General features: G+C 63.0%; 13 protein-coding genes, 1 tRNA gene and 1 pseudogene. 10 read left to right on the forward strand and 5 right to left on the reverse strand.

The genetic code is table 11. The features are described 5' to 3' along the window. Positions 1 to 119: 119 nt before the first annotated feature. Both HU770_RS23165 and HU770_RS23170 read right to left on the reverse strand, forming a co-directional pair. On the reverse strand, positions 120 to 2,186 hold the full coding sequence (locus tag HU770_RS23165; RefSeq protein WP_186665713.1) for a methyl-accepting chemotaxis protein: 2,067 nt from the start codon (positions 2,184 to 2,186) through the stop codon (positions 120 to 122). 66 nt (positions 2,187 to 2,252) lie between these two features. After that, positions 2,253 to 3,605 (reverse strand): APC family permease, encoded by a 1,353-nt coding sequence (locus tag HU770_RS23170; protein WP_033699834.1) that lies wholly within the window; start codon positions 3,603 to 3,605, stop codon positions 2,253 to 2,255. 472 nt (positions 3,606 to 4,077) lie between these two features. On the opposite strand from HU770_RS23170, the gene HU770_RS23175 reads away from it, so the two are divergent. Beyond that, positions 4,078 to 5,586: a YdgA family protein gene (locus HU770_RS23175; RefSeq protein WP_186665715.1), complete on the forward strand. Its 1,509-nt coding sequence runs from the start codon at positions 4,078 to 4,080 to the stop codon at positions 5,584 to 5,586. 230 nt (positions 5,587 to 5,816) lie between these two features. Beyond that, positions 5,817 to 6,875, forward strand: coding sequence for a quinolinate synthase NadA (gene nadA / locus HU770_RS23180; RefSeq protein WP_186658350.1), 1,059 nt, complete (start codon positions 5,817 to 5,819; stop codon positions 6,873 to 6,875). A 45-nt stretch (positions 6,876 to 6,920) separates the two neighbouring features. Here nadA and HU770_RS23185 read toward each other — a convergent pair whose 3' ends face one another. Next, positions 6,921 to 8,357 (reverse strand): M48 family metalloprotease, encoded by a 1,437-nt coding sequence (locus tag HU770_RS23185; protein ID WP_033699831.1) that lies wholly within the window; start codon positions 8,355 to 8,357, stop codon positions 6,921 to 6,923. A gap of 120 nt (positions 8,358 to 8,477) precedes the next feature. Here HU770_RS23185 and HU770_RS23190 point away from each other — a divergent pair, with 120 nt between their 5' ends. Then, the gene (locus tag HU770_RS23190) at positions 8,478 to 8,717 is read left to right on the forward strand and encodes a sulfurtransferase TusA family protein (RefSeq protein WP_027594652.1); all 240 of its coding nucleotides are present in this window, start codon (positions 8,478 to 8,480) and stop codon (positions 8,715 to 8,717) included. 20 nt (positions 8,718 to 8,737) lie between these two features. Beyond that, the gene (locus tag HU770_RS23195) at positions 8,738 to 9,808 is read left to right on the forward strand and encodes an AI-2E family transporter (protein ID WP_186658352.1); all 1,071 of its coding nucleotides are present in this window, start codon (positions 8,738 to 8,740) and stop codon (positions 9,806 to 9,808) included. 31 nt (positions 9,809 to 9,839) lie between these two features. Here the strand turns inward: HU770_RS23195 and HU770_RS23200 are convergent, their stop codons facing one another. Next, positions 9,840 to 10,313: a peroxiredoxin gene (locus HU770_RS23200; protein WP_033699829.1), complete on the reverse strand. Its 474-nt coding sequence runs from the start codon at positions 10,311 to 10,313 to the stop codon at positions 9,840 to 9,842. Positions 10,314 to 10,323: 10 nt separating this feature from the next. Beyond that, on the reverse strand, positions 10,324 to 10,884 hold the full coding sequence (locus HU770_RS23205) for a glycine cleavage system protein R (protein ID WP_033699827.1): 561 nt from the start codon (positions 10,882 to 10,884) through the stop codon (positions 10,324 to 10,326). Positions 10,885 to 11,143: 259 nt separating this feature from the next. Here HU770_RS23205 and dapA point away from each other — a divergent pair, with 259 nt between their 5' ends. From dapA to HU770_RS23235, 6 genes and pseudogenes are all read left to right on the forward strand, one after another. Beyond that, the gene (dapA, locus tag HU770_RS23210; RefSeq protein WP_033699825.1) at positions 11,144 to 12,022 is read left to right on the forward strand and encodes a 4-hydroxy-tetrahydrodipicolinate synthase; all 879 of its coding nucleotides are present in this window, start codon (positions 11,144 to 11,146) and stop codon (positions 12,020 to 12,022) included. A 17-nt stretch (positions 12,023 to 12,039) separates the two neighbouring features. Next, the gene (bamC, locus tag HU770_RS23215) at positions 12,040 to 13,158 is read left to right on the forward strand and encodes an outer membrane protein assembly factor BamC (RefSeq protein WP_186665717.1); all 1,119 of its coding nucleotides are present in this window, start codon (positions 12,040 to 12,042) and stop codon (positions 13,156 to 13,158) included. Beyond that, the gene (locus HU770_RS23220; RefSeq protein ID WP_033699821.1) at positions 13,159 to 13,917 is read left to right on the forward strand and encodes an MBL fold metallo-hydrolase; all 759 of its coding nucleotides are present in this window, start codon (positions 13,159 to 13,161) and stop codon (positions 13,915 to 13,917) included. Between the two features lie 29 nt (positions 13,918 to 13,946). Then, positions 13,947 to 14,657, forward strand: a complete 711-nt coding sequence (gene purC / locus HU770_RS23225) for a phosphoribosylaminoimidazolesuccinocarboxamide synthase (RefSeq protein ID WP_012315794.1) — start codon at positions 13,947 to 13,949, stop codon at positions 14,655 to 14,657. 92 nt (positions 14,658 to 14,749) lie between these two features. After that, positions 14,750 to 14,839: transfer RNA gene (locus HU770_RS23230), tRNA-Ser, on the forward strand. A gap of 290 nt (positions 14,840 to 15,129) precedes the next feature. Then, positions 15,130 to 15,581: pseudogene (locus HU770_RS23235) on the forward strand (IS5 family transposase); the annotation flags it as partial.

A 15,581-nucleotide genomic window follows, 5' to 3' on the forward strand; every position in this document is an offset into this window, starting at 1 on the left:
GTGGGTTGCCTGTACCGGCCTCTTCGCGGGGCAAGCCCGCTCCACAGGTGCGGCACCGCGCCCAAGGCTGGTGATAATCCTGTGGGGGCGGGCTTGCCCCGCGAAGCGGCCAGTACAGACTAGACGCGGAACTGCTCCATCAAGGCTTGCTGCTGGTTGGCCAGCCGGTTCAGTGCCTGGCTGATCCGCGCCGACTCCTCGGCCTGGCCAGACAGCGATTCTGTCACATCGCGGATGCCGGCCACGTTGCGGTTCACTTCCTCGGCCACCGCACTTTGCTCTTCCGCTGCCGAGGCGATCTGCAGGTTCATGTCGCTGATCACCGTCACCGCCTCGCCGATTCGCTGCAGGGTCGGCAGTGCCTGCTCCATGCGCGTTGCGCTGGCTTGGGCCTGGCGTTGGCCTGCATGCATGGCGCCCACCACATCCTCGGTGCCTTGCTGCAAGCCTTCGATGACCTGGCGGATTTCCTCGACCGATACCTGGGTGCGTTGGGCCAGGCTGCGCACTTCATCGGCGACCACGGCAAAACCGCGTCCGGCTTCGCCAGCCCGGGCGGCTTCGATGGCGGCATTGAGCGCCAGCAGGTTGGTCTGCTCGGCAATGGCGCGGATCACATCCAGCACCGAGCCAATTTGCTCGCTGCGGCTTTCCAGGGCGCGTGCTTCGTCCATCGCGGTGGTCATGTCGGCGGCCAGCCGGTCGATGGCCTGGCGGGTACTGGCGATCAGTTGCAGGCCTTCGCGGCTCGCCTGGTCGGCGCCGCGAGCCGCCTGAGCTGCCTGGGCGGCATTGTGGGCGACATCCAGTGCGGTAGCGCTCATTTCGTTGGCGGCGGTGGCCACCTGCTCGATTTCCCGGTGCTGTTGCTGCATGCCGTTGCTGGTCTGGCTGGCGATGGCAGCGGACTGGTCGGCGGTGCCGCGGGCTTCCTGCAGCGAGCCCTTGACCTGGGCAATTACAGGTTGGAGTTTGTCGAGGAAGCGGTTGAACCAGCCCGTCAGCTGGCCCAGTTCGTCCTCGCGGGCGTAGTCCAGACGGCGGGTCAGGTCCCCTTCACCGCTGGCGATGTCCTCCAGGCGCGCCGCTACGGCAAGGATCGGCCGGGTTACCCCGCGTGCGGTCAGCCAGACCAACAGCAGGCCCAGCACGGCAGCGGCGATGCCAATCATCAGGCTGGTGAGGTTGGCGCGCTGGTTGTTCGCGTCCAGCCGTTGGTTGAGGGCGACCGCTGGCGCTTGCAGGACGCTTTGTGGCACTTCAAGCAGTACCTGCCAGGGGGCTGCATCGGGGATCGGCGCAAAGGGGTGGGCAACCCGCAGCAGGCCGCTCGCCACGCTCGTGCTCAGCGCCTTGCCGAGCTGAGAGCTGTCGCGGCTGTGGCCTGCCAGCAGGCCGGCCGGGCTGACGATGCTGACCTGGCCCTGGCCATCGAACAGCTCCTGACGGCCGTCCAGGCTCAGCTGCTGCAGGTTGTCCAGGCCAATGTCCAGGCCGATCACGCCGATGACCTTGCCGTTTTCCAGCAGGGGCAAGGCGATGCTGGTCATCAGCACCTGGCGGCCATTGACCTCGTCGAGGTACGGCTCGAGCATGCAGGTCTGGGCCGTCTCTTGCGGGCAGGTCAGCCAGCGGTTCTGCGGGCTGCCGCTGGTGCTGGTGCGGGTGTCGGCCAGCATCGAATCTGGCATGGCTTCTGCTTCGAGGGTGCCAGGGCGTGGTTGCGACCAGTACAGCGAGAACCGCCCGCTGTCGTTGCTGCCCAGGGCATCCTGGCCGATGAACTGGCTGTCCTGGTGGTCCAAGGCATTGGGCTGGAACACCAGGTAAAGGCCGATCACATCCGGGTTGCCGGCCAAGCTGGCACGCGCTTCGCGGGCCAGGTCGCCGCGCAGGTCGCTGCCGCCGCGGGCCTTCAATACCTGCACCAAGCGGCGCAAGCCATTGCCATACTGATAAGCGTCCATGAAATAGCGCTGGATGCGCAATGCCTGGGTCTGGGCGTGCGCTTGCAGGCGCAGGCGCGCGCTCTGGTCGAGCATTTCGGTGTTGGCCTGGTTGACCAGTGCCGCGCTGCGTCGGGCCTGGGTCAGCGAGGTGGCGACCAGCAGGGCGACGATGGCCAGCAGGCACAAGCCGGCAAGCAGGGTGATCTTCCACTGGATGGAGAGGCGGCGCAGCGGCATAGGGGCTTTCCTTTTCGATCAAGCGCAACGCCCGCGATCAGGCGCGGGCGTTTTCGGCAGCGTGGGTCATTCAGCGATGCAGTTCGGTGGGGCAACCCTGAAGGCCTTGGTCAGCCAGGCCAGGTAGCACAAGCCGAACAATGCCCAGATGCCGCCAAACATCAGCGAGTGCGCGTTCAAGTCCAGCCACAGCGAAACGATGATGCAGAAGCCGATGGTCGGCAGCACCAAGTACTTGAGCTTGTTGGCCAGCCCCTGGCGATTGCCTTCGCGCAGGTAGCAATGGTTGATCACCGACAGGTTGACGAAGCTGAAGGCCACCAGGGCGCCGAAGTTGATGATCGACGTGGCCGTGACCAGGTCGAAGAAGATGGCCGACAGCGAAATCAACCCCACCACCGCGATGTTCATGACCGGCGTCTTGTAGCGCGAATGCAGGCGGGCAAAGATGCTGGCCGGGATCACGTTGTCGCGGCCCATCACGTACAGCAAGCGTGACACGCTGGTCTGCGAGGCCAGGCCCGAGGCGATGGTATTGATCACGGTGCAGGCGATGAACACCGACTGGAACAGCTTGCCGCCCACGTACAGGGCGATTTCCGGCAAGGCAGCTTCCTGGTCATGGAAGCGCGCCATGGTCGGGAAGTAGGCCTGGATGAAGTACGACACCAGGATGAACACCATCCCGCCGATCAGCGCGGTGAGGAAGATCGCCCGTGGGATGGTCTTGCCCGGGTCGCGGGTTTCTTCCGACAGGCAGGTGACTGCGTCGAAGCCCAGGAACGAGAAGCACAGAATGGTCGCGCCAGCGGCCAGGGCGCTGAGCTGGGTCTGGTTGTCGGCGAAGGGCAGCAGGCTCCAGGTGGTACCCATCCCTTCGCCATGGTGCAGGCCGCGCACGCAGAGGTAGATGAACACGCCGATGATTGCCACCTGCACCGCCACGAACAGCAGGTTGAAGTGCGCCACCAGGTTGATGCTGCGCATATTGATCAGGCTGATCAGGCTGACGAACCCGACCACCCACACCCACGCCGGCACTTCGGGGAACATGGCCGACAGGTAGAGCTTGGCCAGCAGCGCATTGACCATGGGCAGGAGCAGGTAGTCCAGCAGCGATGACCAGCCCACCAGGAAGCCAACGTGCGGGTTGATGGCGCGCTGGGTGTAGGTGTAAGCCGACCCCGATTGCGGGAAGCGTCGTACCAGGGTGCCATAGCTCACGGCGGTGAACAGAATGCCGGCCAGCGCCAGGATGTAGGCGCTGGGCACATGCCCGGCGGTGATGCCGGAAACAATCCCGAACGTGTCGAACACGGTCATCGGTGTCAGGTAGGCCAGGCCGATGATCACCACGTGCCAGAGGCGCAGGGATTTGTGGAATTGGCCGCTGCCGGTAGCGCTCTGGTCAGGCTGCATGCTGGCATGGCTCCTGCGGCTGGGCGTGAACGGCGGGCACAGTGAGTGGCGCATGCGGCAAGTGCGAGCGGGTGGGCTCCATGTTGTTCACCTTTATTGTTCGGAGCAGAGGGAGGCGCGTGCGAGACGCCGGTTGTTCTTTGTGAGGTGGGCGCGGTGCAAGTGGTTAAAATAAAAAACGATGGGTAGGTTGGTGTCAAGTTAAACATGACAAGATGTTGCCAAACTGAAATATTTATCGATTTGAATAGGGTTTTGTTCGGTTTTTGCGCGATTTTGTGCGCTTTTGGTCGATTTGAATGTCCGTAAAATCGAACAAACCCGCAACGCTTCCTGCGCCTTTCAGACGCTTCCTAAAAGCGGGATTTCTCTGCTTCGGCCGCCACGTGCCTCTGGCTGCAGTGATATTCTTCAGGCCCTGCGTGGCACCTGGCCGCGTGCAAGCCCTTATGGACAGCAATCGGTTTTATTCATGAAGAAATCAGTAGGCATCCTTTCCGGCCTGGCCCTTGCCATTGCCGTCGCAACCACCGCTGGCGCCTGGTACACCGGCGAGCGCCTGCCTGCGGAACTGGAATATTCCGTCAACCGCAGCAACGCTGAACTGAAGAAAGCCCTGGTAGGCGTCGGCGGCAGCATGACCGTCGAACTGGTCTCGCTGGAGCGGCACTTCTTCAGCAGTACCGCCCAATACCGGCTCACCGCCAAGGACATCAACCTTGGCGACGGCGAGGCGGTCAATTTCGAGGTGGGCATGACCGACCAGATCGAGCATGGCCCGTTCCCTTGGTCGCGGGTCAAGTCGCTGAAGCTGATGCCAGTGCTGGCGGTCAGCAACAGCACGCTGGTCAAAGACGCATTCACCGCCCCCTGGTTCGCCGCAGCGGGCGAGCAGTCGCCGGTCAGCGCGCAGACCAGCCTGGGTTACGGCGGCAGCGTCGACAGCACGGTATTGCTGGCCCCGGCCAAGGTCACCGAAACCGATGGCAACAGCCTCGACTTCTCGGGCATGCAGCTGCACGTCAGCGGCGACCGCGAAGGCAAGGCGACCCAGTTCCAGGGCAGTGCCGAGCGCTTCGAGATGAAGGTGGTCCGCGACGATCAGCCGCCTGCCACGTTCGAGCTGAAAGGCCTGAAGGTCGGCGGCGACCTGGCGGCCACCAAGCATGATGCGATCTATGTCGGCAACGTCGACCTGTCGCTGGCTGAAACCAAGGTCACCTTGGGGCCCAAGCAGCAGGTGCTGTTGATCAAAGGCTTCGAGCAGAATGCCGTGCAAACCCTCGACGGCCCGGACACCGTGGGTGGGCGCGTGGCTTACACGCTGGCGGATATCACCTGGGACGGCCGCGCGGTCGGTAATGCTCAGTTGGCCGTGAGCATCAAGTCGCTCAACGCGCCGGCGCTGCAAGCGCTGTCGCACTGGTACCAGGCGCACTTGCCGGAGTTCGAGGCAGCGGCCGCAGCCGGCCAGCCGGTGCCACGGATCCAGATGGACGAGGCCGAGAAGGCCAAGTTCCAGGGCGACCTGCAACAGCTGTTGGCGTCCAAGCCCAAGCTGGCCGTGGAAAACTTCTCGTTCAAGACGGCCAATGGCGAAAGCCGCTTCAACCTGGCCATGGACTTCGCCAGCCCGACCTCCTTCGACCTGCCGCCTGACCAGTTGAGCAAACAACTGATCAGCGAGGTGAAGAGCAAGCTGTCGCTGTCCAAGCCGATGATTGGCGACCTGGCAACCTTGCAGGCATTGCTGGAAGGGCAGACCGATGCCCAGGCGATCGCCATGCAGTCCAGCCAGGCGGGTGAAATGGTCGGCATGATGGCGCTGCAAAGCGGCATGGCCACGGTGCAGGGCAATGATGTGGTGAGCAGCCTGCACTACGCCGATGGCATGGTCGACTTCAATGGCCAGAAAATGACCGTGGAAGCGTTCGCCATGCTGATGTCCTCGCGTCTTGCAGCCTTGCAGCCGCAAGGTTGATTGGCTGAGCGGTACAGCCCTGTCGCCGGCAACCCGGTTACAGGGCTGTACCGGCTGCATAAAACCCTTTTGAATTGCCTCGATTGTCTGTAGCCTTCGGCGTCCGATAATAATCCGCGCCCGCAGAGGGCCGTGATGGCCTGCGCGCCGTCCGGCGCCCCTAGCCGATCTGCCAGGGCCGGGTGATACACTCGATTTGATGCGCACACGCGCCTGCAGGTCCAGCGATCATGACCCAGATTTCCGAACGCCTGTTGGTTCAGGCCCACCTCGACGCCAAACAGCCCAACCCGCTGACAGCCGAGCAGGAGGCCGAATACCGTGCGGCCATCGCTGCCGAGCTCAAGGCCCAGAACGCCGTGCTGGTCGCCCATTACTACTGCGATCCGGTGATCCAGGCGCTGGCCGAAGAGACCGGCGGTTGCGTATCCGACTCGTTGGAAATGGCCCGTTTCGGCAAGAACCACCCCGCCGAGACCGTGATCGTTGCCGGTGTGCGCTTCATGGGCGAAACGGCAAAAATTCTCACCCCCGAAAAACGCGTGCTGATGCCGACGCTGGAGGCCACCTGCTCCCTCGACCTGGGGTGCCCGGTTGAAGAGTTTTCGGCATTCTGCGACCAACACCCGGAACGTACCGTGGTGGTCTATGCCAATACCTCGGCGGCCGTGAAGGCGCGTGCCGACTGGGTGGTAACCTCCAGCTGCGCGCTGGAGATCGTCGAAAGCCTGATGGACAACGGCGAGACCATCATCTGGGGCCCGGACCAGCACCTGGGGCGCTACATCCAGAAGCAGACCGGCGCCGACATGCTGCTGTGGGACGGCGCGTGCATCGTTCACGAAGAATTCAAGTCGCGCCAGCTGGCCGACATGAAGGCGCTTTACCCGGACGCAGCCATTCTGGTTCACCCTGAATCGCCCGAAGCGGTGATCGACCTGGCCGACGCGGTAGGTTCTACCAGCCAGTTGATCAAGGCCGCCCAGACCCTGCCGAACAAGACCTTCATCGTCGCCACTGACCGCGGCATCTTCTACAAGATGCAGCAGCTGTGCCCGGACAAGGAATTTGTCGAGGCGCCGACGGCCGGTAACGGTGCAGCCTGCCGCAGTTGCGCGCACTGCCCGTGGATGGCGATGAATACCCTGGAGCGGGTGCTGGATTGCCTGCGCACGGGCAGCAACGAGATTTTCGTTGACCCGGCGCTGGTGCCCAAGGCGATCAAGCCATTGAACAGGATGCTCGATTTTACTCAGGCGGCGCGCTTGAAGTTGTCGGGTAACGCCTGATATTGCTGGGGCCGCTTTGCGGCCCATTCGCGGTCCAGATGTGCCCTAGCGGCCCATCATGTCCTTGACCATCCGCTGCTGCTCCATGATCTCGCGCTGGCGCTGATCGATCTGCGACGCCAGCGGGAAGTTGCTGCCCGCACGGCGTTTGGCGTAATCCAGCTGCTGGATGGCCTGGTCGAAATCCCCCACCAAGGTGAAGTACTCGGCCCGTGCCCGGTGCAAGCCGATGGTATTGCCCGACAACCCCCGCACTTCGGCAACCTCGTACCACACATCCGGGTCATCCGGCCGGCTCTTGAGCAGGTCGTTCAGTACCTTTTCCGCCTCGGCTGGCTTGTTCTGCTTGACCAGCAGGTCGGCGCGCACCTGTTTCAGCGGGTAATTGCCCGGGTACAGCCCCTGCATCCGCTCGGCGCGCTGCTGTGCATCGGCCAGGCGGTTGTTGGTGATGTCCAGGTCGATCTGCGCCAGGTTGTAGGTAATGTCGTTGGGGGCCTTGGCCAGCAGCGGCTTGAGCAGCTCGCGGGCCTCGTTCAGCTGGCCACCCTTGATCTGCGCCAAGGCCAGGCCATAGCGCGCGGCGTCAAGCTTCGGGTCTTCGTCAAGCTGGGCGCGGAAGCGCTTGGCGGCAAGGCCCGGGGTGCCTTCGTAGGTGAGTGCCACGCGGGCGCGGATCAACTGGTAGCGCTGGGTGTCCTCGATGCCGCCCTTGGGTGCCTGCTCGGCGCGGTTGCGCGTGTCGGCAACCCGCGACTCGGTCACCGGGTGAGTCAGCAGAAATTCTGGCGGCTTGGCATCGTAGCGGTACTGGCGCGCCAGGCGCTCGAACATGCTGGGCATGTTGCGCGGGTCGTAACCGGCTTTTTCCAGGTTCTGGATGCCGATGCGGTCGGCTTCCTGTTCATTTTGCCGCGAGAAGCGCCGCTGCTCCTGAATAGCGGCGGCCTGGGTGCCTGCGATCACGCCGATACCGGCGTCGCCGCCGCCACCCGCGGCCAGCACGATGCCTGCCAGCAGGGCGGCCATCATCGGCAGTTGCATGCGTTGCTGGGCTTCGACGCCACGGGCGAAGTGGCGCTGCGACAAGTGCGCCAGTTCGTGAGCCAGTACCGAGGCGTATTCGCCCTCGGTCTGGGCATTGAGGAACAGCCCGCCGTTGACCCCGACGATGCCGCCAGGGGCGGCAAAGGCGTTGAGCTCGCGGCTGTCGATCAGGATGAACTCCAGGCGCCGGTCCTGCAACTGGCTGGTTTCCGCCAGGCGGTACACGCTGGTTTCGACGTAGTCCTTGAGCTGCGGGTCGTTCAGCTGGTTGACCTGGCCACGCAACAGGCTCAGCCAGGCGCGGCCGAGCTGGTGCTCCTGTTGCGGCGAGACGATCGCAGAGCTGGCATCACCCAGTGATGGCAGGTCGTCAGCATGGCCGGGAAGGGCCATCAGGCAGGCCAGCGTCAACAGGGTAGGGCGCAGTAGATTCATGCACGAAGCTCGCGTCGGGTCAAAGGCCTCTACTGTAGCCCGCTCACACGTTGGCGACCAGTGGCGGTATCCTAGCGGGCCTGTTACCAAAGACGTCTGCCCCGCACGTGGAGAACCCCGATGAGTGACACCCTGACCTGCGACGCCGAACTCGACGCCAGCGGGCTGAACTGCCCGCTGCCACTGCTGAAGGCAAAGATGGAACTCAACCGCCTGGCCAGTGGCGCGGTGCTCAAGGTGATTGCTACCGATGCTGGCTCGCAGCGCGACTTCCGCACTTTTGCCAAGCTGGCCGGTCATACGCTGCTGCATGAAACGGCCGAGGCCGGCACCTACACTTACTGGCTGCGCAAGGCCTGAGTCTCAACCAAGGATCGTCAATGTTCAAAGTGCTTCGCGACTGGATGCAGCGCTATTTCTCCGATGAGGAGGCGGTGGTGCTGGCGGTCCTGCTGGTTCTGGCGTTTACCGCGGTACTGACCCTGGGCGGCATGTTGGCGCCGGTGCTGGCGGGGATGGTGCTGGCGTTTCTGATGCAGGGCCTGGTCAACGCCCTGGAGCGCCTGCGGGTGCCCACCCGGCTGGCGGTGGCTGTGGTGTTTGCGTTGTTCATGGGGGCACTGGCGGTCATCCTGCTGGTGCTGGTGCCGCTGCTCTGGCATCAGCTGATCACCTTGTTCAACGAATTGCCCGGCATGCTCGGCAAATGGCAGTCGCTGTTGCTGCTGCTGCCCGAGCGCTACCCGCACCTGGTGTCGGATGAGCAGGTATTGCATGCCATCGAGTCGGTGCGCGGTGAAATCGGCAAGTTCGGCCAGTGGGCACTGACCTTTTCGTTGTCGAGCCTGCCGCTGCTGGTCAACGCGATGATCTACCTGGTGCTGGTGCCGATCCTGGTGTTCTTCTTCCTCAAGGACCGCGAGGTGATCGGGCGTTGGGTGGTGGGTTATCTGCCCCGTGAGCGCACCTTGCTCAACCGCGTGGGCAACGAGATGAACCGGCAGATCGCCAACTACATTCGCGGCAAGGGCATCGAGATTCTGATCTGCGGGGTTGCCACCTATATCGCGTTCATCAGCCTGGGGCTGAACTATGCGGCCTTGCTGGCGTTGCTGGTGGGCTTGTCGGTGGTCGTGCCCTATGTGGGCGCCGTGGTGGTGACCGTGCCGGTGACGTTGATTGCACTGTTCCAGTGGGGCTGGGGCGATCAGTTCATCTACCTGATGACGGTGTACGCGATCATTCAGGCGCTGGATGGCAACGTGCTGGTGCCGTTGCTGTTTTCCGAGGCGGTGAGCCTGCACCCGGTGGCGATCATCTGCGCGGTGCTGCTGTTTGGCGGGTTGTGGGGCTTCTGGGGGATCTTCTTTGCGATCCCGCTGGCAACGCTGTTCAAGGCGGTGCTGGATGCCTGGCCGCGGCAAGAGCCGACAGTGGCGCCGCTGTTGTGATTTTTGGGGCTGCAAAGCAGCCCCGACAATCTCAAGCCTTGTTCAACGCCTGAGCCGCCGCCAAGACGGCATCCACATGCCCGGGTACCTTCACCCCACGCCATTCCTGGCGCAGCACACCGTCCTTGTCGATCAGGAAGGTGCTGCGGTCAACGCCCATGTACTCCTTGCCATACAGCTTCTTCAGCTTGATCACGTCGAACAGCTGGCACAGGGCCTCGTCTTTGTCGCTGATCAGCTCGAACGGGAAGCCTTGCTTGGCCTTGAAGTTCTCATGCGACTTGAGGCCATCGCGCGATACGCCGAACACCACGGTATTGGCGGCGGCAAAGGCTTCATGCTGGTCACGGAAGCCCTGGCCCTGAGTGGTGCAGCCCGGGGTGCTGTCCTTGGGGTAGAAGTACACCACCACCTGGCGGCCCTTGAGCTCGGCAAGGCTGACCGCCTGGCCGCTGGTGGCCTGGGCCTGGAAATTGGCAACGGGTTGGTCGAGTGCTACGGCCATGGGGGCTTCCTTACATGGGGTTCTGTGGGCGCCAAGGCTCGATCAGCGCATCCAGGTTCAAGGCGTCGGCAAAGTCCAGGAACTGGTCACGCAGCCAGCTGATCTGGGTGCCGGCCGGCAAAATCACGGTGAACTGGGCGTTGAGCATGCTGCTGCCGGTCTGTGGCGCCAGGTAGGTGTCGCAGGTCATGGCTTCGAGCTCGACACGGTGGTCGAGGAAGAACTGGCACAGCTCGTTGATGATGTCGGGGCGGTAGGCCGCGCTGACATAGGCCACGTAAGGCAGCGCCTGCGGGCGTACCTCCTGGTCGGCGCTGCGCACCACATCGAGGGTCAGGCCGTGCTTTTTGCCCAGGCCAGGCAGGGAGGCTTCAAGACGCGCCAGGGCGTCCCAGCTGCCACCGACCTGCAGCACCAGGGCGCTGGTCTCGCCATGGCGGCTCAGGCGCGAGGTGACTACCGCGCAGCGGTTCTCGACGGCAGCGCGGCTGAGGACGTTGGCCAGTTCCATGGGGTTTGGGCCCAGGGCACTGATGACAAGGAATTGTTCGCGGACGGTGGGGGTGGACATGCAGCATTCCTAAAGCGATGAGCGGTCGGTGCAGGACAGGCAAAAGCCTCCAGTCGGCAGTGCCCGGGGCTCGCATGCGAGGTCGTGGACGCCGGCGGGGAGCAAGGTCGACGGCCCGGCGGGCCGCGCTGCACCGATCAAAGGATCAAGGGTAGCGAATTAAGCCGCCGAGGGGAATGCTCCGCCCGCCTGCTTCGCTTGTGCAAGGCCGATGCCCCCAGTACCATTACCGCTCTCTTTTTCCGGCAGGAGCAGTTACATGATTGCGGGCAGTATGGTGGCATTGGTCACTCCCATGGATGCACAAGGGCGTCTTGACTGGGACAGCCTCGGCAAACTTGTAGACTTCCACCTGGAAAACGGCACTCACGCCATCGTCGCCGTCGGTACTACCGGCGAGTCGGCCACCCTGACCGTCGAAGAGCACATCGAGGTCATCGAATTCGTGGTCAAGCGTGTCGCTGGCCGCATCCCGGTCATCGCGGGCACTGGCGCCAACTCCACCTCGGAAGCCGTGCACCTGACCCAGAACGCCAAAAACGCCGGCGCCGACGCCTGCCTGCTGGTCGTGCCGTACTACAACAAGCCGACCCAGGAAGGCTTGTACCAGCACTTCAAGCACATCGCCGAAGCCGTCGACATCCCGCAGATCCTCTACAACGTACCCGGCCGCACCTCCTGCGACATGCAGGCCGAGACCGTGATCCGCCTGTCGACCGTGCCGAACATCATCGGCATCAAGGAAGCCACCGGCGACCTGGCCCGTGCCAAGGCCATCCTCGATGGCGTCAGCAAAGACTTCATCGTCATGTCCGGCGACGACCCGACGGCTGTCGAGCTGATCCTGCTGGGCGGCAAGGGCAACATCTCCGTGACGGCCAACGTCGCCCCGCGCGAAATGGCCGACTTGTGCGAGGCCGCCCTTGAGGGCAATGCCGAGAAGGCCCGCGCAATCAACGAAACACTCATGCCGCTGCACAAAGACCTGTTCTGCGAAGCCAACCCGATTCCGGTGAAATGGGCGCTCGTCGAAATGGGCCTGATGCACAAAGGCATTCGCCTGCCGCTGACCTGGTTGAGCGAAGGCTGTCACGAAAAAGTCCGTACTGCCTTGCGCCAGTCCGGCGTACTGGTTTAATCGAGGAAGTACACCGCATGAAGCGACTGGCTGGTCTTTCCGCCCTTGCCCTGATCATTTCCAGCACCAGCGGTTGCGGCTGGCTGTGGGGCGACGAGGGTTATTTCCGCGACCGCGGCAGCGATTACCTGCAGGCGCACCCGACCGCGCCGATGCAACTGCCGCCGGACGCCAGCAACGTCAAGCGCCTCGACCCGCTGTTGCCTATTCCGCGTAACGTTGCTGATGACAGCGCCACCGGCGAGTTCGAAGTGCCGCGTCCGCAACCGCTGACGGCCGGTGCCGAAGTCAGCGACTTCAGCTTGCAACGCAGCGGCAACAGCCGTTGGGTGCTGGCCGAGCGCTCGCCAGCCGAAGTCTGGCCTGCGGCCCGTCAGTTCTTTGAGGACAATGGCTTCCGCATTGCCGAAGAGCGCCCGCAAACCGGCGAATTCAATACCAGCTGGCAGCGTTTCGATGAACTCTCGGCCTCGCTCGGCCAGCGCCTGGCGAGCACCGCCAGCAGCGGCGACAGCGAAGTGCGCGTGCGTGTACGCATGGAGCCCGGCGTGCAGCGCAACACCTCCGAGGTGTACATCGTCAGCGTCGAGCGCCCGGCTGGCAGCACCGCCGAGCCTGGTTTCCCGTCCACCTCCAGCAACACCGGCGCCGATGCCCTGCTGGTTGACGAAATGCTCGCCAGCATGAACCGCAGCGCCGAGAAGGGCGGGTCTGTCTCGCTGCTGGCCGCGCGCGATTTCGATGCGCCAAGCCGCGTCAGCCTGAGCGAAGACGGCAGCGGCAACCCGGTACTGTTCCTGGGCGCCGACCTGGATCGCGCCTGGTCCAGCGTGGGCCGTGCCCTGGAGCAAGGTGGCGAGTGGCGTGTCGAAGACATCAACCGCAGCCTGGGCCTGTACTACATCAACCTGTCCGAAAAGCCTGACGACAAGCAGAACGAGCCGGGCTTCTTCAGCCGCATGTTCGGCAGTGCACCGACCAAGGAAGAGCGTGAAGCCCGTGCCGAGCGCTACCAGGTACGCCTGAGCAAGGTCGGCGAGAGCGTGCAGGTCACCGTCGAGAAAAACATCAACACCGTGGCTCCGGCCGATGTCGCCCGCCGTGTGCTGAGCGCCATTCAGGACCACCTGGGTTAAGTGCGCTTCGCGGTACTCGGAAGCGGCAGCCAGGGAAACGGCACGCTGATCGCCAGTGGTGACACGTTCATCCTGGTCGATTGCGGGTTCTCCCTGCGTGAGACCGAGCGGCGCCTGGCGCTGCTCGGGGTCTCGGCGGCACAGCTGAGCGCGGTGCTGGTTACCCACGAACATGCCGACCATGTGCATGGGGTGGGGTTGCTGTCGCGGCGCTACAATGTACCGGTCTACCTCAGCCAAGGGACTTTGCGCGGCCTGCGCAAGCCGGTGGAGGTGGCCGGTTTTCTCGCTTGTGGCGACAGCCTGCGCATCGGTGGCCTGGAGGTGACGGCAGCGCGCGTCGAGCACGACGCCTACGAGCCGTTGCAGTACGTGCTCAGCGACGGCCGGCGGCGTTTCGGCATGCTCACCGACCTGGGCTCGTACGATGCCTTGTTGCTGGAGCGCTACCAGGGCCTGGATGCCCTGTTGATCGAAGCCAATCACTGCCGCGACATGCTGGCACGCGGTCACTACCCGTCGTTCCTGAAGCAGCGGGTAGGTGGCATGCAAGGGCATTTGAACAATCACCAGGCCGCGCGCCTGGTGGACGAGTTGGGCTGGAGCAACCTGCAACACCTGGTGCTGGCCCACCTCAGCAGCAAGAACAACCTGCCACAACTGGCCCGCCAGTGCTTCGTCGACACCCTTGGGTGCGACCCAGACTGGCTTCAGGTGGCGAATCAGGAACACGGGCTCGACTGGCGCGAAATCGCCTAGCCCAACTACTCAAGCAAGCGGAGCCCATCATGGAAAAACGCGAAGAACTTTACCGCGGCAAGGCCAAATCGGTTTACAAGACCGACGACGCCGACCGCTTGATCCTGCTGTTCCGCAACGACACCTCGGCGTTCGACGGCAAGCGTATCGAACAGCTCGACCGCAAAGGCATGGTGAACAACAAGTTCAACGCCTTCATCATGCAAAAGCTCGAAGAAGCCGGCGTGCCGACCCAGTTCGACAAGCTGCTGGGCGACAACGAGTGCCTGGTGAAGAAGCTCGACATGATCCCGGTCGAGTGCGTGGTGCGTAACTACGCGGCGGGCAGCCTGGTCAAGCGTCTGGGCGTGGAGGAGGGCATCAAGCTGGAGCCGTCCACCTTCGAACTGTTCCTGAAGAACGACGAGAAGGGCGACCCCTTCATCAACGAATCCCACGTTGTCGCGTTCGGCTGGGGCACCGCCGAGCAGCTGGCAGAGATGAAAAAGCTGTCGCTGAAAGTCAACGAAGTGCTGAACAAGCTGTTCGATGACGCAGGCCTGTTGCTGGTCGACTTCAAGCTGGAGTTCGGAGTATTCCACGGCCAGATCGTCCTGGGCGACGAATTCAGCCCCGACGGCTGCCGCCTGTGGGACAAAGAAACCCGCAAGAAGATGGACAAGGACCGCTTCCGCCAGGGCCTGGGCGACGTGATCGAAGCCTATGAGGAAGTTGCCAAGCGCCTGGGCGTGCCGCTGTAAGCGGCCTGTTCACGCAAGCGCCTGATACCACGCGATTTTTTTGAAAATAAAGGTTTGCGTTTTCAGAATTCGCTGGTATGATGCGCGGCATTGGAGAGATGCCGGAGTGGTCGAACGGGACGGATTCGAAATCCGTTGTACTGGCAACAGTACCTAGGGTTCAAATCCCTATCTCTCCGCCATACGCGAAGTAGCCGAAGCCCCCGAAAACGTTGATGTTTTCGGGGGCTTCGTCGTTTCAGGGATCAAAGTTAGGGCATTTTTAGGGCATATTCTCTACCTTGGAGACCGCGCTGGGCCGGCTCTGGCCATGGTGACGGCTCCGGTTTAGGGCTGAGTCTGAGTATGATTCGACACTGGTGATGTGGCCATAAGGGAAGGCAGGCTCCATGTTTGTGTATCTGGATGAAACTGAGTTTGGAGAGGGGCAGTTCAGCAAAATCTCAGCGTCCTAGGGGCGTCGATTGGGTTTACGGTGTATCAACGGTTTCGGGGCTGGCGGAATCAGGGAGCGTTCGATCAGATGCTCAAACGCCTGCACCTGGGATTGAATGAGCAAGGCTTGATCGATCTGCAAACCTGGATGATCGACTCAACCGCAGTACGTGGAAACCGAGCCTCATCTGGCGCCGGGAAAAAAGGGGGCCTGACGAGCCTGCCGATCACGCTCTAGGCCGCAGTCGCGGCGGTCTGACAACCAAAATCCACATGCTCTGCGACGCCAACGAGACACCGTTGCGCTTCCTACTCTCTGGCGGTCAAGCCAGTGACATCAGTTACGCCCAGCCACTGCTGGAGGAAGTCAGCATTCCGTCAACCCAACGTGGCCGCCCGCGCAAACGCTGTAAATGGCTGCTTGCTGACAAGGGCTACGACGCCGAAGCGCTACGCCGCGACTGCGACAAATATCGAATGCAACCCGTC

The sequence above is a fragment of the Pseudomonas sp. SWRI68 genome, assembly GCF_014269165.1.
Taxonomy (GTDB): Bacteria; Pseudomonadota; Gammaproteobacteria; order Pseudomonadales; family Pseudomonadaceae; genus Aquipseudomonas; species Aquipseudomonas capeferrum.